The sequence below is a fragment of the Arthrobacter sp. AIWTK1 genome (genome assembly GCF_056680535.1).
On record NZ_CM155287.1, the window covers coordinates 3,948,213 to 3,966,096 of the forward strand.

General features: G+C 64.9%; 17 protein-coding genes. 12 read left to right on the forward strand and 5 right to left on the reverse strand.

Going from position 1 to position 17,884, the window contains the following annotated elements:
• Window positions 1–145: 145 nt before the first annotated feature.
• Window positions 146–1,537 (forward strand): MFS transporter, encoded by a 1,392-nt coding sequence (locus AC1MDG_RS18135; protein WP_479805749.1) that lies wholly within the window; start codon window positions 146–148, stop codon window positions 1,535–1,537.
• Window positions 1,538–1,609: 72 nt separating this feature from the next.
• Here the strand turns inward: AC1MDG_RS18135 and AC1MDG_RS18140 are convergent, their stop codons facing one another.
• Window positions 1,610–2,266: a GntR family transcriptional regulator gene (locus AC1MDG_RS18140; RefSeq protein ID WP_479805751.1), complete on the reverse strand. Its 657-nt coding sequence runs from the start codon at window positions 2,264–2,266 to the stop codon at window positions 1,610–1,612.
• Between the two features lie 32 nt (window positions 2,267–2,298).
• Between AC1MDG_RS18140 and AC1MDG_RS18145 the strand changes: the two genes are divergently transcribed.
• From AC1MDG_RS18145 to AC1MDG_RS18190, 10 genes are all read left to right on the forward strand, one after another.
• Entirely contained in the window at window positions 2,299–3,093 is a 795-nt protein-coding gene (locus tag AC1MDG_RS18145) for a carbon-nitrogen hydrolase family protein (RefSeq protein WP_479805753.1), read from the forward strand.
• 151 nt (window positions 3,094–3,244) lie between these two features.
• Window positions 3,245–3,496 (forward strand): DUF2630 family protein, encoded by a 252-nt coding sequence (locus AC1MDG_RS18150; RefSeq protein ID WP_479805755.1) that lies wholly within the window; start codon window positions 3,245–3,247, stop codon window positions 3,494–3,496.
• 93 nt (window positions 3,497–3,589) lie between these two features.
• Window positions 3,590–4,318: a FadR/GntR family transcriptional regulator gene (locus AC1MDG_RS18155; protein ID WP_043484202.1), complete on the forward strand. Its 729-nt coding sequence runs from the start codon at window positions 3,590–3,592 to the stop codon at window positions 4,316–4,318.
• A 169-nt stretch (window positions 4,319–4,487) separates the two neighbouring features.
• On the forward strand, window positions 4,488–5,903 hold the full coding sequence (locus tag AC1MDG_RS18160) for an aspartate ammonia-lyase (RefSeq protein ID WP_479805757.1): 1,416 nt from the start codon (window positions 4,488–4,490) through the stop codon (window positions 5,901–5,903).
• Window positions 5,904–6,032: 129 nt separating this feature from the next.
• On the forward strand, window positions 6,033–7,334 hold the full coding sequence (locus AC1MDG_RS18165) for a dicarboxylate/amino acid:cation symporter (RefSeq protein ID WP_479805759.1): 1,302 nt from the start codon (window positions 6,033–6,035) through the stop codon (window positions 7,332–7,334).
• 68 nt (window positions 7,335–7,402) lie between these two features.
• A complete protein-coding gene (locus tag AC1MDG_RS18170) occupies window positions 7,403–7,711 on the forward strand; it encodes a helix-turn-helix domain-containing protein (RefSeq protein WP_479805761.1) in 309 nt (102 codons plus the stop codon).
• A 251-nt stretch (window positions 7,712–7,962) separates the two neighbouring features.
• Window positions 7,963–9,561 (forward strand): PucR family transcriptional regulator, encoded by a 1,599-nt coding sequence (locus tag AC1MDG_RS18175; RefSeq protein ID WP_479805763.1) that lies wholly within the window; start codon window positions 7,963–7,965, stop codon window positions 9,559–9,561.
• Window positions 9,558–10,502 (forward strand): glutaminase, encoded by a 945-nt coding sequence (locus tag AC1MDG_RS18180; protein ID WP_479805765.1) that lies wholly within the window; start codon window positions 9,558–9,560, stop codon window positions 10,500–10,502. Before AC1MDG_RS18175 ends, AC1MDG_RS18180 begins: the two co-directional genes overlap by 4 nt.
• A gap of 75 nt (window positions 10,503–10,577) precedes the next feature.
• Window positions 10,578–12,092 carry an amino acid permease gene (locus AC1MDG_RS18185; RefSeq protein WP_479805767.1) on the forward strand — a complete coding sequence of 505 codons (1,515 nt, stop codon included), beginning with the start codon at window positions 10,578–10,580 and terminating at the stop codon, window positions 12,090–12,092.
• A gap of 251 nt (window positions 12,093–12,343) precedes the next feature.
• Window positions 12,344–14,119: a thiamine pyrophosphate-dependent enzyme gene (locus AC1MDG_RS18190; RefSeq protein ID WP_479805769.1), complete on the forward strand. Its 1,776-nt coding sequence runs from the start codon at window positions 12,344–12,346 to the stop codon at window positions 14,117–14,119.
• On the opposite strand, the gene AC1MDG_RS18195 is transcribed toward AC1MDG_RS18190, so the two are convergent.
• Window positions 14,088–14,795 carry a DUF2306 domain-containing protein gene (locus tag AC1MDG_RS18195; protein ID WP_479805771.1) on the reverse strand — a complete coding sequence of 236 codons (708 nt, stop codon included), beginning with the start codon at window positions 14,793–14,795 and terminating at the stop codon, window positions 14,088–14,090. The two genes, AC1MDG_RS18190 and AC1MDG_RS18195, sit on opposite strands and share 32 nt — an antisense overlap.
• Window positions 14,796–15,199: 404 nt before the next feature.
• On the opposite strand from AC1MDG_RS18195, the gene AC1MDG_RS18200 reads away from it, so the two are divergent.
• Complete coding sequence (locus AC1MDG_RS18200) at window positions 15,200–15,397, forward strand: hypothetical protein (RefSeq protein ID WP_011693996.1); 198 nt, start codon at window positions 15,200–15,202, stop codon at window positions 15,395–15,397.
• A 118-nt stretch (window positions 15,398–15,515) separates the two neighbouring features.
• Here AC1MDG_RS18200 and AC1MDG_RS18205 read toward each other — a convergent pair whose 3' ends face one another.
• The 3 genes from AC1MDG_RS18205 to AC1MDG_RS18215 are packed head-to-tail and all read right to left on the reverse strand — an operon-like array spanning window position 15,516 to window position 17,787.
• Window positions 15,516–16,013: an SRPBCC family protein gene (locus AC1MDG_RS18205; protein WP_479805773.1), complete on the reverse strand. Its 498-nt coding sequence runs from the start codon at window positions 16,011–16,013 to the stop codon at window positions 15,516–15,518.
• Window positions 16,010–16,360: an ArsR/SmtB family transcription factor gene (locus AC1MDG_RS18210; protein WP_479805774.1), complete on the reverse strand. Its 351-nt coding sequence runs from the start codon at window positions 16,358–16,360 to the stop codon at window positions 16,010–16,012. The genes AC1MDG_RS18205 and AC1MDG_RS18210 overlap by 4 nt, the downstream gene beginning before the upstream one ends.
• Window positions 16,361–16,401: 41 nt before the next feature.
• On the reverse strand, window positions 16,402–17,787 hold the full coding sequence (locus tag AC1MDG_RS18215; protein ID WP_479805776.1) for an NtaA/DmoA family FMN-dependent monooxygenase: 1,386 nt from the start codon (window positions 17,785–17,787) through the stop codon (window positions 16,402–16,404).
• Window positions 17,788–17,884 lie beyond the last annotated feature (97 nt).

Genomic DNA, 17,884 nt, shown 5'->3' on the forward strand with positions numbered 1-17,884 from the left:
CTGTCCATCCTTTGCGTGTCCTGCTGGAGAAATTTACAAACCGGAAACCGGAAACGGTCGCCAATGTACATCCAGTATGCGTAATGTATACATTTAACGCCAGCGTGACAGGCGTCACCGTAAACATCTCGTGGAGGACAACACCATGGCCAACGTCCCAGTCCCGGCTTCCGGCGCAGCGCCGCGTCCGGACAAGCCGATGCACCCGAAGGGCCTGTACAAGGCCTTTGCCGCAAGCCTCACCGGCACCGCACTCGAGTGGTACGACTTCGCCGTCTACTCGGCCGCAGCCGCCGTCGTATTCCCCATCGTCTTCTTCCCGTCATCCGATCCCCTGACCGGCACCATCCTGGCGTTTTCCACCTACGCTGTGGGCTACGTTTCCCGTCCCGTGGGCGGCATCATCTTCGGCCGGCTCGGCGACCGGATCGGCCGCAAGAAGGTCCTGGTCACCACCCTGATGATCATCGGCGTGGCCACCGTGCTGATCGGCGTGCTCCCCGGGTACGGCAGCATCGGCATCACCGCCCCGATCATCCTGGTGCTGCTGCGCTTCGCCCAGGGTGTGGGCGTGGGCGGCGAATGGGGCGGCGCCGTGCTCCTCTCCAGCGAATACGGGGATCCCCACCGGCGCGGTTTCTGGGCCTCAGCAGCCCAGGTGGGCCCGCCCGCAGGCAACCTCATGGCGAACGGCGCGCTCGCCGTCCTCACGCTCACCCTGACCGAAGAACAGTTCATCAGCTTTGGCTGGCGCATCGCCTTCCTGGTCTCGGCCCTGCTGGTCGGATTCGGCCTCTGGATCCGGCTCAAGCTGGAAGACACCCCGATCTTCAAGGCCATCGAGGCCCACGGTGAACAGCCCAACGCCCCGGTCCGGGAGGTCTTCAGCAAGGAACTCCGCCCGCTCATCGCCGCCACCCTGTGCCGGGTTGGTCCTGACGTGCTCTACGCCCTGTTCACTGTTTTCACCCTGACCTACGGCATCCAGGCCCTCGGCTACGAACGCAGCCAGGTCCTCACCGCGGTGCTGATCGGCTCCGCGTTCCAGCTGTTCATGATCCCGCTGGCCGGCGCTGTGTCCGACCGTTTCAACCGCCGCCTTGTCTACGGAACGGCCGCAGTGCTGGGCGCCGTCTGGACGTTCGTCTTCTTCGGTGTCCTCGGCGGAGACAACGAGCCGATGCTGATCGCGGGAATCGTCCTGGGCCTCATGGCCCACTCCTTCATGTACGGCCCGCAGGCCGCCTTCATTGTGGAGCAGTTCTCCCCCAGGCTCCGGTCCACCGGAAGTTCACTGGCCTACACCTTCGCCGGCGTGATCGGCGGCGCCATTGCACCGCTGATGTTCACGCTGCTGCTGTCCCAGTTCGGCACCTGGATTCCGGTAGCCATCTACGTTGCCGTTGCCGCCGCCGTCACTGCAGTGGGCCTGGCGCTCGGCCGGGATTCCAACACCGTGGAGGACGAGGACTACCGCCTGCTGCTCGAAGGATCCGCAGCGGCGCGCAGGGAGTCCGCCGTCGCAGAATCCCGCTGACGGTCCGGAGTTTTTGTCCACATCATGGGTTCAAATAGCCTTGCAAGTCGCGTTATGTGGACAAAAACTCCCTCAGGTGCGGAGCAGGATGTCCCGGGTCACGGCCAGGTGATGGTCAATTGCCTGCTGCGCTTTCGCCGAGTCGCCGGACACCAGGGCATCGAGGATGTCCTGGTGTTCGGCGCACACCTGCTCGCGCCGGCCTCCGGTACGGAACAGCGCGGAGACGCCCACCAGAATCTGCCGGACGTGGAGCTTGCTGTACGTCCGGGAGATGAGCTCGTTTCCGGCGGCGTCAATGAGCTGCTGGTGGAACAGGGTGTCCAAACGGATGAACTCCCGGGCAGCCTCCGGGTTCAGGTCCTCGGGAAGGCGGGCCTGCTGGTCCAGGGTGTCCTGCATCGTCCGGGCGGGCACCCGCTTCTGTTCGATGACCAGGCGGGCGGCGTGGCTTTCCAGGACTCCGCGCAATTCCATCAATTCGGACATTTCCCGGCCGGTCACCGGCGGAACGTACGCTCCGCGCTGCGGGATCAGTTCCACCAGGCCGTCCGAGACGAGCAGCAGGAGCGCCTCCCGCACCGGAGTGCGCGAGACCCCGATCTCGGCCGCAAGCTCCTGCTCATTCAGGAACTTCCCCTGCACTTCGGGATCGATGAGGATATTTTCACGCAGGTACGCGTACGCCTTCTCGCGGCCGGATGCCGCTGTCCCCGAACTTTTTCGCATACATCATGTATACAACAGACTGGAGTAATTTCATGCGTTTAGCAGTGGCCCAAATCATCACAGGAGCCGATCCGGCCGCCAACCTGGAGTTGATTCGAGAATACGCCACCCGGGCCAGGGCTGCCGGAGCCGAGCTGGTGGTGTTTCCCGAAGCGGCGATGCGCGCCTTCGGCAACAGCCTGGCTGACACCGCCGAACCGCTGGACGGACCGTGGGCCAATGCCGTCCGGGCCATTGCGAGGGACCTGGATATCACCGTCGTGGCGGGCATGTTTACGCCCGGCGACGGCGGCCGGGTCCGGAACACCCTGATCGTCACCGGACCGGGGACCGATACGTCCTACGACAAGATCCACCTCTTCGACGCGTTTGGTTTCGCGGAGTCCGATTCGGTGGACGCCGGCACCTCACCGGTGACGTTCGAACTCAACGGCACGGTGATCGGCCTCGCGACCTGTTACGACGTGCGCTTCCCCGCGCTCTTTGCGGCCAACGCGCGGGCCGGCGCCCAGGTCAACATCGTCTGCGCCTCGTGGGGTGCCGGCGAAGGCAAGGCGGAGCAGTGGGACCTGCTGGTGCGGGCCCGCGCCGTTGACAGCACCACGTTCGTGGTGGCCTGCGGCCAGGGCAATCCCGCCAGCATCGGGCTGCCCGCCGCGGGCACAGCGCCCACCGGGATCGGACACAGTGCCGTGGTTTCGCCGCTCGGCTCTCCCCTGGTCACCCTGGGCGAGGAGCCTGAGCTGGCCGTGGTGGACATCGACCCCGCCGTCATCACCGACGTCCGCGCAAAACTGCCGGTCCTCGCCAACGCCCGCAGCCTTTAGCCACCGGTACTCGAGCGGACGACGGCGGGACCTCCCGCCGTCGTCCGCTTCTGTTGTTCCGCCTGCCGGGCCGGCACGGCCCCCGAAGATCTGGTCAGGCACCGCGGGCGACACTACGCTGGCTGGTACCCCCTCCAGGAAGAAGGACACCGTGGACGAACAGGACATCCTGCACCGCATCCAAAGCCTCGTTGACGAGGAACGCGAGCTTCGTGACAAAGCGGAGTCCGCCGCGCCCGGCGCCGATCACGCCCCGGACCGCACACGGCTGCAGCGCATCGAAGAGGACCTGGACCAGTGCTGGGATCTGCTGCGCCAGCGGCGGGCCAAGATGCAGTACGGCGAGAATCCGGACGAGGCCGAGGTGCGGCCGGTCAAGCAGGTGGAGGACTATCGCGGCTGATTCGGCGTTCTTTGTGGGCGGCGAAAGCACCCCGGGCCACGCAATATTCAGGACCCCTTTGACAGGTTCTGTGACAAGTGCCATAGTCGTCGTATGAACCTGTTGGACAGCTGGACAGCTGCGCAAGACCGAGTGGTGCGCGTTGGGGCGGCCGAGGCGGTGTTCGCATCCCTTCGCAGCGCCATCGAGGGCGGCAGGATTCCGGTCGGCACCCGTCTCGACTCGGAGGCCTCGCTCGCCAAGCAATACGGTGTGAGCCGGACGATGGTCAGGGAAGCACTGCGTTCGTGCACCGCATTGGGACTGACCGCCACCCATACAGGCAAGGGCACCTTCGTCATCGCTGACAAGGTGGCCCAGGACCTCAAGCTCGGCAAGTATTCCGCCAGCGCCCTCGTGGAAGCCCGCCCCCACGTCGAAGTGCCTGCCGCTGGCCTGGCAGCCCAGCGCCGCAGCGCCGAAGATGTGGAGGCCCTTCGGGAAATCCTTCGGGAAATGTCCGAAGAGGACGATCTGCAGCAGTGGGTGCTGTTGAACACCGAGTTCCACGTGACCATCGCCCGGTGCAGCGGGAACGGCGTGTTCGAATCATTCCTGTCGGACATCTGCGACGCCATGGCCAACCAGTCCAACACCCTCAACCTCGTGGCTGACCGGCGCAAGGAATCCGGCGAAGAGCACGCGCGCATTTTCGCTGCCATTGAGAGCGGATCAGCCGAGGAAGCATCCCAGGCCATGAGGATGCATCTGCACGGGGTGGAATGCGCCCTGGGCACCATCGTCCCCGGAAGCGAGAACTCCACGTCCGGCCATACGCGCTAAACCCTAAGCCCCGAATTTCACCCACCGTGCCCTGACCCGCCCAACCGCCGCATGCCCGCGCGGCCTCCCTGCCGCGGCACACCCATGCCTCCGTGCTGCCTGCGGCGTCCCTGAAGCGCGCCCAAATTTCACCGTCCAAACCCGTCAACGAAGCCCTGCGAGGACCCAAATGACCATTTCCCTTACCGCCCCGGACACACGTTCCGAGCATGATCTCCTGGGTGACCGGGACGTTCCCGCCGCCGCGTACTGGGGCGTGCACACGCTCCGGGCCGTGGAGAACTTCCCCATCACCGGCCAGCCGCTCTCCACCAACATGTACCTGGTCCGCGGGCTCGCCGCCGTGAAACTCGCAGCCGCCCGCACCAACCACGAACTCGGCCTCCTCGACGCCGAACGCGCCCACGCCATCGAAGCCGCCTGCACCGACGTCATGAACGGCAAACTCAACGACCAGTTCGTCGTCGACGTCATCCAGGGCGGCGCCGGGACCTCCTCGAACATGAACGCCAACGAGGTCATCGCCAACCGCGCCCTGGAAATCCTCGGACACCCCAAAGGCCACTACACCCGCCTGCACCCCAACGACCACGTCAACCTCTCCCAGTCCACCAACGACGTCTACCCCACCGCGGTGAAACTCGGCACCATCTTCGCCGCCCGCGAACTCCTCGCCGCCCTGGCCGAACTCCAGGACGCGTTCGCCGCCAAAGCCACCGAATTCCGCACGATCGTCAAAATGGGCCGCACCCAGCTCCAGGACGCCGTGCCCATGACCCTCGGCCAGGAATTCGGCTCCTACGCCGTCACCATCGGCGAGGACCGGCTCCGCCTGGCCGAAGCGGACCTGCTGATCCACGAAATCAACCTCGGCGCCACCGCCATCGGCACCGGCCTGAACGCCCCGGCCGGCTACACCGAAGCAGCCTGCCGGCACCTGGCCGAGATCACCGGCCTGCCCCTGGTCACCGCGCCGGACCTCATCGAAGCCACCGCGGACGTCGGCGCCTTCGTCCACCTCTCCGGCGTCCTCAAACGCGTCGCCGTGAAACTCTCCAAAATCTGCAACGACCTCCGGCTGCTCTCCTCCGGCCCCCGCGCCGGCCTCGGCGAGATCAACCTCCCCGCCGTGCAGTCCGGATCCTCCATCATGCCCGGCAAAATCAACCCGGTCATCCCCGAAGTCGTCTCCCAGGTCGCCTACGAAGTCATCGGCAACGACGTCACCATCACCATGGCCGCCGAAGCCGGGCAACTCCAGCTCAACGCCTTCGAACCCGTCATCGTCCACAGCCTCCACAAGAGCATCTCCCACCTCGAAGCCGCCTGCCGCACCCTCACCGCACGCTGCATCCGGGGCATCACCGCCAACACCGAACACCTCCGCCTCACCGTGGAACAATCCATCGGCCTCGTCACCGCCCTGAACCCCCACCTCGGCTACACCACCGCAACCGCCATCGCCCAGGAAGCCCTCGCCACCGGCAAAGGCGTCGCCGAACTCGTCCTCGAACACAACCTGCTCACCGCCGAGCAACTCGAAGACCTCCTCAGCCCCCAACGCCTGGCCAACCTGAGCAAATAGCGCCGCCGGTTGAGCCCGTCGAAACCAGGTCTCGACAAGCTCGACCAGCGACAACCACCCCGCCCGACCACGGGAGCAGGGGCACACCGCCGTGCCCAAATATCCCCGGTCTCTACCCAAGGACTGACTATGAAAAACAAATCAACAATGTGGATTCTGGCCGCACTCGTCTTCGGAATCCTCAGCGGGCTGCTGTTCCACTGGCTGCTGCCGCTGGAAACGCGCGAATCCGTCGTGGCGGTCCTCGACACCGTGACGCACATGTTCCTGAACCTCATCAAAATGATCATCGCCCCGCTGATCTTTGCCACCCTCGTCTCCGGCATCGCTGGAGCGGCGAAGTCCGCCGGCGTGGGCAAGCTTTTTGGGCGCTCCATGGTCTGGTTCCTGTCCGCCTCCGTCCTGGTAGGGGCCTTCGGATTCATCACCGCCCATGTGCTCAACGTCGGTGACGGGCTCAACCTGATGCCAGGCGGCGACGCGGGGATGGAAACGAAGCCCCTCGATTACCAGGAGTTCATCACCCACATCATCCCCACGAGCGTCTTCGCTGCCCTGACTGCCAACAACCCCCTTCAGATCCTTGTTTTCGGCGCCTTGTTCGGCATTGCCTTGCTGAATCTGCGAAAGAAGGGCCGCTCCTCCATCGCGGATGCCATCGATGAACTGATGGGCGTCATGCTGAAGGTCACCGGATATGTGATGAAGGCGGCCCCGGTGGGCGTTTTCGCCGGCATCGCGGCAGCCTTCACCTCCAAGGGCCTGGATGCGTTTGCCACTTATGCATCGTTCATCGGCGGCTTCTACGTCTCCCTCTCCGCACTCTGGGCGATCATGATCGCCGTCGCGGTCGCTTTCCTCGGACGGGCGGCCTTCCGGCTGGTCCGGATTGTGCGTGAACCCATGGTTATCGCATTCGCCACCTCCAGCAGTGAAGCCGCCCTGCCCAAGCTCATCGAAGGCCTGACCAAATTCGGCATCGAGAAGCGCACCACCGGCTTCGTGCTGCCCCTGGGTTACTCGTTCAACGTGGACGGTTCCATGATGTACATGACCTTTGCGTCGGTCTTCCTGATCAACGCCTACGGCATCGACATGGACCTCGGCCAGCAGATCGCGATGACCGCAATGCTCCTGCTCAGCAGCAAAGGCATGGCCGGCGTGCCCCGCGGGTCACTCGTCGTCGTGGCTGCCGTGGTTCCCGGTTTCGGTATCCCCGCCGCCGGCATTGGCGTCCTGCTGGTGATCGACCAGCTCCTGGACATGGGACGCACCGCCACCAACATCCTGGGAAATGCCATCGCCACCGCCGTCATCGGCCAGAAGCACGACAGGTCCGCCTCCCGCCTCGAAGCGGAGCCTTCCGGAGCGCCCCACTGCGCGCAGGACGCTGAATTCAGCAGGGAGCTTGAGCCCGCTTCGATGCGCTGACCAGGCCCCGCCCGGCCACCCTCGTTTCAACCAAAATCCCCCACACACCGAATGAAAGGACATGGACAATGACCGCTGATTCTGAACTCCAGAGCCCGACGGACGTGCAAACCCTTGAGCGGACGGCAAGGACGCGGAGAACACCGATCAGGGCCCAAATCATCGACTACCTGGCAAGCAACGGTGCAAGCAAGGTAGCCGACATCAGCAACGGCATCGCCTCCTGCCGGGATTCGGTCAGGCACCATCTGGCCGCCCTTGAGAGCGCTTCGATCGTCCGTTCCAACATTGCTCCCGGAGAAAGGGGCCGGTTCACGCCCTTCTACGCGCTCACTCCTGGAAGATTCGCCCCTGGAAAAACAGAGACGGACTCCTGACCGGGCGGCGCCGGCCACCAGGGAAACGGACGACGGCGGGACCGCCCGCCGTCGTCCGTTGCGCCTTAAGCCGCGTGCCGCAAAAGCCGGCGCCCCGTGCCCGCCTTCCCCGGCCGGCCGCGCCTTGGTTCAGGGACCTAAAACGCAGCACTGGATTTAGTCCGGCACCCATATTTTCCGGGAAATGCTCTGGATAGCATGGTGTGACCGGACAGAGCCGTCCGGACGGGTATCAATGCAGAAGGAAGCCCATGGCCGCAGCGACAATGGATGACATCCTGTCGGATCTCCCCCTTGGTTTCGCCAGCCTCATCCTCCGGCCGTCCAACGCGGATTCCCCGATTGAACGCTTCCTGATCGTTGACTCCGACGACGAAACGTCCGACGGCGGCGCCGCGTTCGTCCTGCTGATCGGGGTTCGCGGGCGGTCCGCTTTGCCGGCGCTGCGGCGCCTCCTGAAGAATCCTCCCCTGGTGCTTGCCGTCAAGGGCAGGACCGGCGAACTCGAGGAAGCCGAAGAGCTGCTCCGCGCAGCAGGAACGGGCCTTCTCCTGGTGGACCCGGCCGCCGACTGGGACCGGCTCCTGTCCATCGCCAAGGACAGGATCATGCCCCGCAGCTACCAGAGCGAAGTGCTGACGCTGCTGGAAGAAGACCTGTTCGCCATCGCGCAGACCACTGCACGCCTGACGTCGAGCCACGTGGTCATCGAGGACGCCGCGAACAAAGTCCTCGCGTACTCCACAGTGACCAATGACATCGATGAGCTCCGCAAGGCATCAATCCTTGCCCGCCGGGGTCCGCGAAAATACGAACTCCTCCTGAAGGACCTCGGCGCCTACCGCGAACTGCACCGGACCCGACTGCCTGTCAGGGTTCCGGCCCGGCCGCAGGACGGACTCCGGGAGCGCATCGCCATCACCCTGTTCGCCGGGGACCGCATCATGGGGTACATCTGGCTGCAGGAAACCGGAGACGGCTTCGGGGCCGACGTCGACTATGTCCTCACCGGATCCGCGGCGCGCGCGTCTGCCGAACTGATCCGCTACCGGAACCAGCAGTCGGTGCACATGCGGCAGGACCGGATCGCGCGGATCCTCTCCGGTCCGGCAGAAGCCGCGGCGAGCGCCCACAGCGAGAAGATCCCGGCGGACCGCCCCGCAGCGCTCATCCTGTTGGGAATGTCGGCAACTGACGCGCAGGCAGACGATGCAGCACTCAAACACGGGGAACTCGCCAACCTCGCGTCCATCCACGCGGCTGCGTACAAACAGTCGGCAGTCGTGGGGCAGTTCAACGGCGACACCGCGGTGATCATCCCGGCACTCCAGTCCGCCAATGCCGAAGCCGGGCTTCGGAGCCTCGCCGAAGCCATCGTGCGGGACGCCGGAAAGCACCTGGGCATCAGTCCCTTTGCCGCAGTAGGACCCGTCGCCCCCGATCTGCTGTCGATTCACTCGGTGACCGCCAAGACGGAGGCACTGCTCGGGTCCATGCGGCGGGACGGGACCGCTGCTGTGGCCACCGTGGATGACTTCGAAGTGGACATCCTCTTCCACGAAACCCTTGAGAATTTCGCAGCCTCGGCTTTCCGCCATCGCAGCCTCTGGTCCCTCCTCCGTGACGACGGGGAACTGGCGGAGACCCTTCGGGTGTATTTCGAGTCGTCACTGGACGTCAGCGAATGCTCAAAGCGAATGAAGCTGCACAAGAACACCGTCTATTACCGGATCAGCAAGGCCAGCCGCGTGACCGGCCTGAACTTCACCGATCCCCGCCATTCATTGGTCGCCCTGCTCCACATCCAGGAGTGGGCCGGCAAGCACAAGGAGCACCCGGGCAACCCATGAAGACAGTACTCGACTCGCCCCCTCTCGACCTGGTCCTGGACGACATCGTTCGGAACCACCGGCCCCGGGCTGAAGCAGGATCAGTTCCCGCAGGCATCCCCCACCTCTCATCCCCGCCGTTCAGCCGCTTCGGCATTGCGGTGGCCACATCGTCCGGGAAAGTGTTCAGCGCCGGAGACGCCGACGTTCCCTTTTCCATCCAGAGCATCTCCAAGGTCTTCACGCTGGCCCTGGCCCTCAGCTCAGGCGACCCCGGCGGGCTCTGGTCCAGGGTCCTTCGCGAACCATCCGGCACGTCCTTCAACTCCCTGGTGCAGCTCGAAGTGGAGCACGGGATTCCCCGGAATCCGTTTATCAACTCGGGCGCCCTGGTGGTCACCGACCACCTCATGGAACGATTTCCCGACGCCGCCGAACAACTCCTGCGCTTCCTCTCCCGGGAGGCGGGCCACCGCATCGGCGGGCAGGGCCCGTTCATCGACGAGGACGCCGCGAAGAGCGAGCTCGCCAACAGCAGCCGCAATCTTGCCCTGGCCCACTTCCTGAGGGACTTCGGCAACCTGCGCTACCCCGCGCAGGCGGTAGTGGAGAACTATGTCAGGCAGTGCTCCATCATGATGACCTGCGTGGAAACGGCGAAGGCCGCGCTCTTCCTGGCCCAGGACGGCCGGGGCGCACAGGGCACCGTGGTCTCCCGGAGTGAGGCCAAACGCATCAGTTCCATCATGCTCACGTGCGGCATGTATGACGCGGCCGGCGAATTTGCCTACCGCGTGGGGCTCCCGGGGAAGAGCGGCGTGGGCGGCGGAATCCTGGCGATCGTGCCCGGCGAAGGGGCCATCTGCGTCTGGAGCCCCCGCCTCGACTCCAAAGGCAATTCCCTGGCCGGGACTGCGGCTCTCGCCGATCTGGCCGAGCGCACCGGCTGGTCCGTCTTCTAACTTTCCCCTCAGCTGCTTCAAATAATTTCCGCTAGAACCCCCATTTAGATCTTTGACAGGTCGAAAGGAACACCCATGTCCAACAACCCCAATGGCGAGGTTGCTTTGTACGAGGCCGACGGCGGCCACGCCCACGCACCGGATTCACTGATCCACGCCGAAGACGCCGGCTATCACAAGGGCCTCAAGGCGCGGCAGATCCAGATGATCGCGATCGGCGGAGCAATCGGCACCGGCCTGTTCCTCGGCGCCGGCGGCCGCCTCAACGCGGCCGGCCCCTCCCTGGTGATCGCCTACGCCGTCTGCGGCTTCTTCGCGTTCCTGATCCTCCGGGCGCTGGGCGAACTGGTGCTGCACCGGCCATCATCAGGCTCGTTCGTTTCCTACGCCCGGGAGTTCTTCGGTGAGAAGGCTGCCTTCATCTCGGGGTGGTTCTACTGGATCAACTGGGCCACCACCACCATCGTGGACATCACTGCCGTGGCGCTCTACATGAACTTCTTCGGCAAGTACGTCCCGTGGATGGGCGCGGTGCCGCAGTGGATGTGGGCGCTGATCGCACTGGTAGTGGTTCTCTGCCTCAACCTCGTTTCGGTGAAGGTCTTCGGTGAGCTGGAGTTCTGGTTCGCCCTGGTCAAGGTGGCGGCCTTGGGCGCCTTCCTCATCATCGGCACGTACTTTGTCATCTTCGGCACCCCGGTGGACGGGCAGGACGTCGGGCTGAGCCTGATCTCGGACAACGGCGGCATCTTCCCCAACGGCCTGCTGCCGATGATCATCCTGATGCAGGGCGTCCTGTTTGCCTACGCCTCCATCGAACTCGTGGGCACCGCTGCCGGTGAAACCGAGAACCCGGAGAAGATCATGCCCAAGGCCATCAACTCCGTGGTGTTCCGCATCGCGGTGTTCTACGTCGGTTCCGTCCTGCTGCTGGCGCTCCTGCTGCCCTACACGTCCTACGAGAAGGGCGTCAGCCCGTTCGTGACATTCTTCGGTTCGCTGGGCATCGAGGGCGTGGACGTCATCATGAACCTGGTGGTCCTCACGGCCGCCCTGTCCTCCCTGAACGCCGGCCTCTACTCCACCGGCCGGATCCTGCGCTCCATGTCCATGGCGGGTTCCGCCCCCAGGTTCGCCGCCCGCATGAACAGGGCGGGCGTTCCGTATGGCGGCATCGCCCTCACGGCGGTGGTTTCGCTCCTGGGCGTGCCGCTGAACTACCTCGTCCCCGCGCAGGCCTTCGAAATCGTGCTGAACGTGGCCTCGGTGGGCATCGTCGTCACGTGGGCCACCATCGTGGTGTGCCAGATCCAGCTCAAACGCTGGGCGGACAAGGGCTGGGTGGAGCGCCCCTCCTTCCGGATGTTGGGTGCTCCCTACACCGGCTACCTGAGCCTGCTGTTCCTGCTGGGCGTGCTGGTCATGGTGTTCATCGATTCCCCGCTCACCTTGTTGGTGACGCTCGTGGCCTGTGCGCTGATGGTGGCAGGCTGGTACTCCTGCCGCAAGCGGATCCATGAGATCGCCGAGGTCCGGAGCGGATACACGGGCGCCGCGCCCGTGGTGGCCAACCGGACTCCCATCCGGTAGCCGACACACCCGCCCGCCGCATTCCCTCCGGCCCCGCAGCCCCGGATCCCACCAACAACCGAAGAAAGCCCGCCATGAACCGACACGACGTGCTAAGCACCCAGCCCCGCGGGGCGTCCACGGAAAACCAGACGACAGACAGTTGCGAGGACGGCTGCTTCTTCTGTACCGGACCGGAAACCGACTAGGCACCACCGGCGCCTCCACCCAACACACGTAAACCAACACCCAACACAAGAAGACAAGCAGAGATGACAACGGAATCCGCATCCACCATGACAGCAACCGACATCAGGCCCATCCACGGCGGCACAATCAATCACCTCGCCGTACAGCCGGCCTCCGCGGCTGACCCCGGAACACTGAACTCCGGCGGCATTAAGGAAGGCTCCGGGACCCTGAAATCCGCCGGGCACGTGATTGTGGATTCCCTCGTGGCCCACGGAGTGGAGCGCACCTACGTTGTTCCCGGCGAAAGCTTCCTGGACGTACTGGACGGGCTGCACGGTTCCGACATCGACACCGTGGTCTGCCGGCATGAAGGAGGCGCCGCGTACATGGCCGAAGCCGACGGCAAGATGAACCAGCGCCCGGGGGTGGCCATGGTCACCCGCGGGCCCGGCGCGGCCAACGCCCACGTGGGCCTGCACACGGCCTGGCAGGACTCCACGCCCATGCTGCTCTTCGTGGGGCTCATTCCGTTTGCGCACCGTGACCGCGAAGCGTTCCAGGAATTCGACATCAAGGCGTGGTTCGACACCGGGGCGAAGCGTGTCATGGTGCTGGACCACGCCGAGCGGGCCTCCGAGATCGTTGCGGAAGCCATGTTCGCGGCCATGAGCGGACGCCCGGGCCCCGTCGTGGTGGGCCTGCCGGAAGACATCATCCGGCAGCAGGTCGATCCGGCGCTGCACCCGGCCATTCCGGTGGCCGCGGGCGGCATGAGCACCACGGACGCTGAAGCACTCGCCAGCGCCCTTGCACTTTCCAAGAAGCCGCTGTTTGTCACCGGCGGCAATGACTGGACCCAGGAAGCGGCCGGCCAGCTCACCGGCTGGCTCGAAAAACACCACATCCCGGCCGCCGCGGAATGGCGCACGCAGGGTACGGTCTCCTGTGATTCGCCGTCCTACGTGGGCCCGATCGGCTACGGCCGCCCCCGCCCCACGTATGACCTCCTGGAGGAAACCGACCTGCTCGTGTTCGTGGGAACGGTCCCCGGCGACGTGATCACTGACGGCTTTGTCTGCCGGCAGGACTGGAACAAGCAGAATTTCCTGGTGACCATCGACCCCTCGCTGCGCGGCCGGTCGGGCCCCGTCTCTCGGCAGATCGTCGCGAAGCCGGATGCCTTTGTCCGCGACCTGCTGGGCATCGACCTGCCCGTCAAAGACGAGTGGAAAGCGTGGACGGCCAGGATGCGCGCCGAACAGGCGTCCTTTGCGGCCCTGCCGCCGGCAGCGCCGGGTGACGGGCCCGCCAGGATGGACACGCTGATGGCCAACCTCGTGCCGCGGCTGCCTGAGGATGCCATGGTGACGTTCGGGGCGGGCGAGCACACCAACTGGGCGCACCGGTACTTCCCCACCCGCCGTTACGCATCCATGATCAGCGCCAGGAACGGCTCCATGGGCTACTCCGTCCCGTCGGCCATCGCCGCTTCGCTGGCCAGTCCGGAGCGCCGGGTGGTAACCATCGCGGGCGACGGCGAGTTCTTGATGAACGGACAGGAGCTGGCCACCGCTGCCCAGTACGGGGCCACGCCGCTCATCATCGTGATGGACAACCAGGAGTACGGCACCATCCGCACCCACCAGGAACGGCACTACCCGTCCCGGGTCTCGGGGACGCAGCTGAAGAACCCCGACTTCGGCCTCATGGCCACAGCATTTGGCGGGTTCGGCGTCACGGTCACCCGCGATGAGGACATGCCGGCCGCCCTCGACGCCGCATTCCGGGCCATCGACCGGGACGGGACGTTTGCGCTCATTCACCTCATCGTGGAACAGCGTGTGAAGGCGTACTGATCGGACGGCGGACCCCACCCGCCGCCCGCCGGGCGCGGCGGCGGATGACGTACTCGGCAACCGCCACGTTGATCATCCACCCCGCTCCCAGCAGCGCTGCGCGCGTGGGCACATCCGTGGGGCCGACCAGAAGGAGCCACGGGATGCTCACCAGGGCTTGGGTTCCCGCGCCCATGGCGATAGCGTAAGCGCGCGTCATCCAGGCACTGTGCCCGGCGAAGTCCCGTCGCCGGATCGCTGCGAGGCCCAGGACGATGCTCGCCACCATGGCCGAGCCGAAGAAGAGCCGGAGCGGGACGTCTGTGTAGCCGTCCGGGAGCGGGTAGAAGACGGACATCCACAGCCCGGAGAGCGCTGCGAGCAGCCCGGCCGGGATGAGAATACGGCCGGCGATGCGGTGCCAGCCGCGCCTGCCGCGAAGCGAGGGAACGAACTGGAACGCTCCGAGCAGGGAGTAAACGGTAACGCTGACAATGTGCGTTACCACCGGGACGGGAGAGGCGAAGAACCGCGCGTTCTGCGGCGTGACCGTTGCACCGGACGTCAGTTCGGTCAGCCGGAGCGCGCCGAAAACTACCGGAATCAGGCTCAGTAGGATCAAGGCTGCGGGCACGGGCCACTCGGGCCCGGAACGCCGGACAGGTAAGGCTGCGGGGCTGGTGGTTTTGATTGACATGGCCGGTCCTTTGCAAGGCTGGTGTACGGCGTACACCTCTTCCCGTTGACGATAGGTGTACGCCGTACACTTGTCAAGGGATGGGTGGTCCGGCCGCCCCGCGGCGAGGGCTGTGATGATTCTCACGCGCAATCAACGGATCCTGGCTTGAGCCGCCGCCGCCCCTCCATGCATCATGGAAAGGACGGTTGAGAATGCGATTTCACAGCCTCACCAGCCCTTGTTCCGCGCTGAGGCGCAGTGAACGCAGAGGCTTAGAACGACCCAACCTGGTGGACGCAACGAGGCCAAACCAGTGAGCTCGCCGAGCTGCGCAAGGCCTCTGAGCGTTCATGAATAGACCCGTCCCGGGCTCCGCGCCGATGCGAAGCCCATGACCAAATTTATGAATGAGGCACCGAATAATGACGTTCGAAACGAATCACTCCGTGACCCTTAAGATCTGGGACCGCTCCGCGATCGACCACACGCTGGACGCCCTGGTGCACGACATTTCCACGAAGGCCAACGCCCACCGGAACGATGTTGCCGTCACCCTCAGCGGGCCGAACACCTTCACGGTGAGCCTGAACCGCAGCGCCGCCCAGGGCGCCGCTGTCTAGTAAAGCCGCAGTCTAGTAAGTCAGACTCAACACAACGCAAGCGGACGACGGCGGGAATTCCCGCCATCGTCCGCTTGCGTTGTCAGCTCTAACAGTTAGCCACGGTCCGGCCCACCCGTCAGGCGTGGGAGTGCTCGGCGAGGAGGGCATCGATCTGCCCGACCGCCTCCTTCATGCCTTCCTCCATGCCCATCTCCACCATCTGCTGCATCTGTTCTTCGGACTCGAAGGTGGAGTGGACGGTCATCCGGGTGCGGTCGCCAATGTCCTCGAGGAGCACCACCATACGGGTGATGCCCATGGCCTCAACGTGCTCGCCGTTTTCGTCGGCAAAACCGTCGTCGAGCTCCAGGCGGTTCGGAGCCTGGATCGAGGCGATGCGCCACCAGCCACGGGCCTTGGTGCCGTCCGGTCCGGTCATGTAATACGCGGCGTTACCTCCGGACTGAAAGTCAAGCTGTTCGAACGTGGCCGGCCAGGTGGGCGGACCCCACCAGCGCTCGAGCTGCCGAGGGTCTTCCCAGAGCTGCCAGACGCGCTTGACGTCTGCATCAAACTCGGTGACAAGGGTGAAGCTCAGTGCTTCAAGATTCTTGGTGGAACTGATAACAGTCATTGCGGAACCCCTTTTTGTTCTTCAGCGAGAATGTCTGCGATCCGCTCGGCACGCTGCCGCCAGATCGCCTCGTACTCATCGAGCAGCCGGCGGGCTTTCTGCAGGCCTTCATGGTTGCCCCGCACGATCTGCTCCCTTCCGCGCTTCTGCTTCGCGACCAGGGAAGCGCGCTCCAACACCGCTACATGCTTCTGAACGGCGGCGAAACTCATGGCGTAGAGCGAGGCCAGGCCGGAGACCGAATACTCCCCCACCGTCACCCGCCGCACTATGTCGCGGCGGGTGGCGTCGGCGAGCGCCTGGAAGAGGCGGTCGAGTTCGGCTTCACCCATCTGATCTACAACCATTTGGTTGTAGAATACGACCGACGGGTCCGCGTGTCAATGGGTTAGCGCTGGCGGAATCCGGCCCCGTAAGCCGTGGCGGCCATCAGGTCCGCACCGTCGGCACGAAGCCTGGAGCGCAAGGTGCCCTTCTTCGGTTCCGTGTCGTAGAGCCCTCTCTTGGCGAGCTCCGGCACCACCATTTCGGCGAAATCGTTGAGCGAGCCCGGGCTGACCAGCGGGTTGATCATGTAGCCATCCAGCCCCGATACCGCCGCGTGTTCCTCGATCTGCGACGCGACGTCCTCCGGCGTGCCGATGAACAACAGGTCCGTTCCGCGCGTGACCTCGGAGAATTTGCGCCGCACGTCGCCGGCCGTGAGCGGCCGGTCCTGCGGGGCCCCCTTGACCACATAGGAGGTCAATCCGTTGGATGCCGTGGCCAGCGGTTCGTCGTCGGCGTACTGGCTGAGGTCGATCCCGGTGTCGCCGGCATAGCTGACCAGCTGTGCCTCCAGATGGTAGTTGCGCTGCAGTTCCTGGTACTTTTCCTGTGCTTCGATCGCGGTCGGAGCGGTGATGATCCGGGCGAGCGCCATGGAGCGGACCTCGCCGGCGGGACGGCCGCCCTCCTGCGCCCGGCGGTCGATGTCCGCCAGGCCTTCGGCAATTTCCTGCGGATCCTTCTTGGGCAGCAGGATCACTTCAGCATGCTTGGCGGCAAATTCGCGGCCCCGCGGAGACCACCCCGCCTGGAACAAGGTGGGCGTCCGCTGCGGCGACGGGGACGTCAGCGACGGTCCGTCCACCCGGAAATGCTCGCCGTCGTGGTTGATCGACCTGACAGAACCGGGACGCGCGTACACCTTTTCGCTCTTGCTGCCGACGACGGCGTCGCCCGCCCAGCTGCCTTCCAGCAGTTTGTAGAACACATCCATGAACTCATCCGCGCGGCCGTACCGGTCCGCATGCTTGAGCATCTCGTCCATACCGAAGTTCCTGGCCGCACTGGAAAGGTATGACGTGACGATGTTCCAGCCGATCCGGCCGTTGCTGAGGTGGTCCAGGGTGCCAAAGCGACGGGCAAGGGAGAACGGGTGCTCGTAGGTGGTGGACGCCGTGATGACGAAGGACAGCCGCTCCGTCAGCGCCGCCAGCGCAGGGACGTAGACGAACGGGTCGTTCGCCGGCGCCTCGACGGCCCAGCCCAGGGCGGCGTCGGCAGATCCGCCGTAGACGTCATAGAGGCCCAGCACGTCAGCGAAGAACAGTGCATCAAGGTTGGCCTGTTCCGCAGTCACGGCCACATCCCGCCAGCGGTCCAGGGAGTTGACCGCCAGGCGGTCATCCAGTGGGTGGGTCCAGAGGCTCGGGGCGCCGCCGCAACCGACGCTTGCCTGTTCATAGAGGGCGAAAAGCAGCGGGGTGGCGGTGGCGCTCAAGGGAATCACTTCGCTTTCGTGGACGGGACCAAGTCAATCTATGTGCATCATATACAAGTAAATATGCTTGTGCTGCTCATCACAGTCTGTCAGGATGAATCACAAG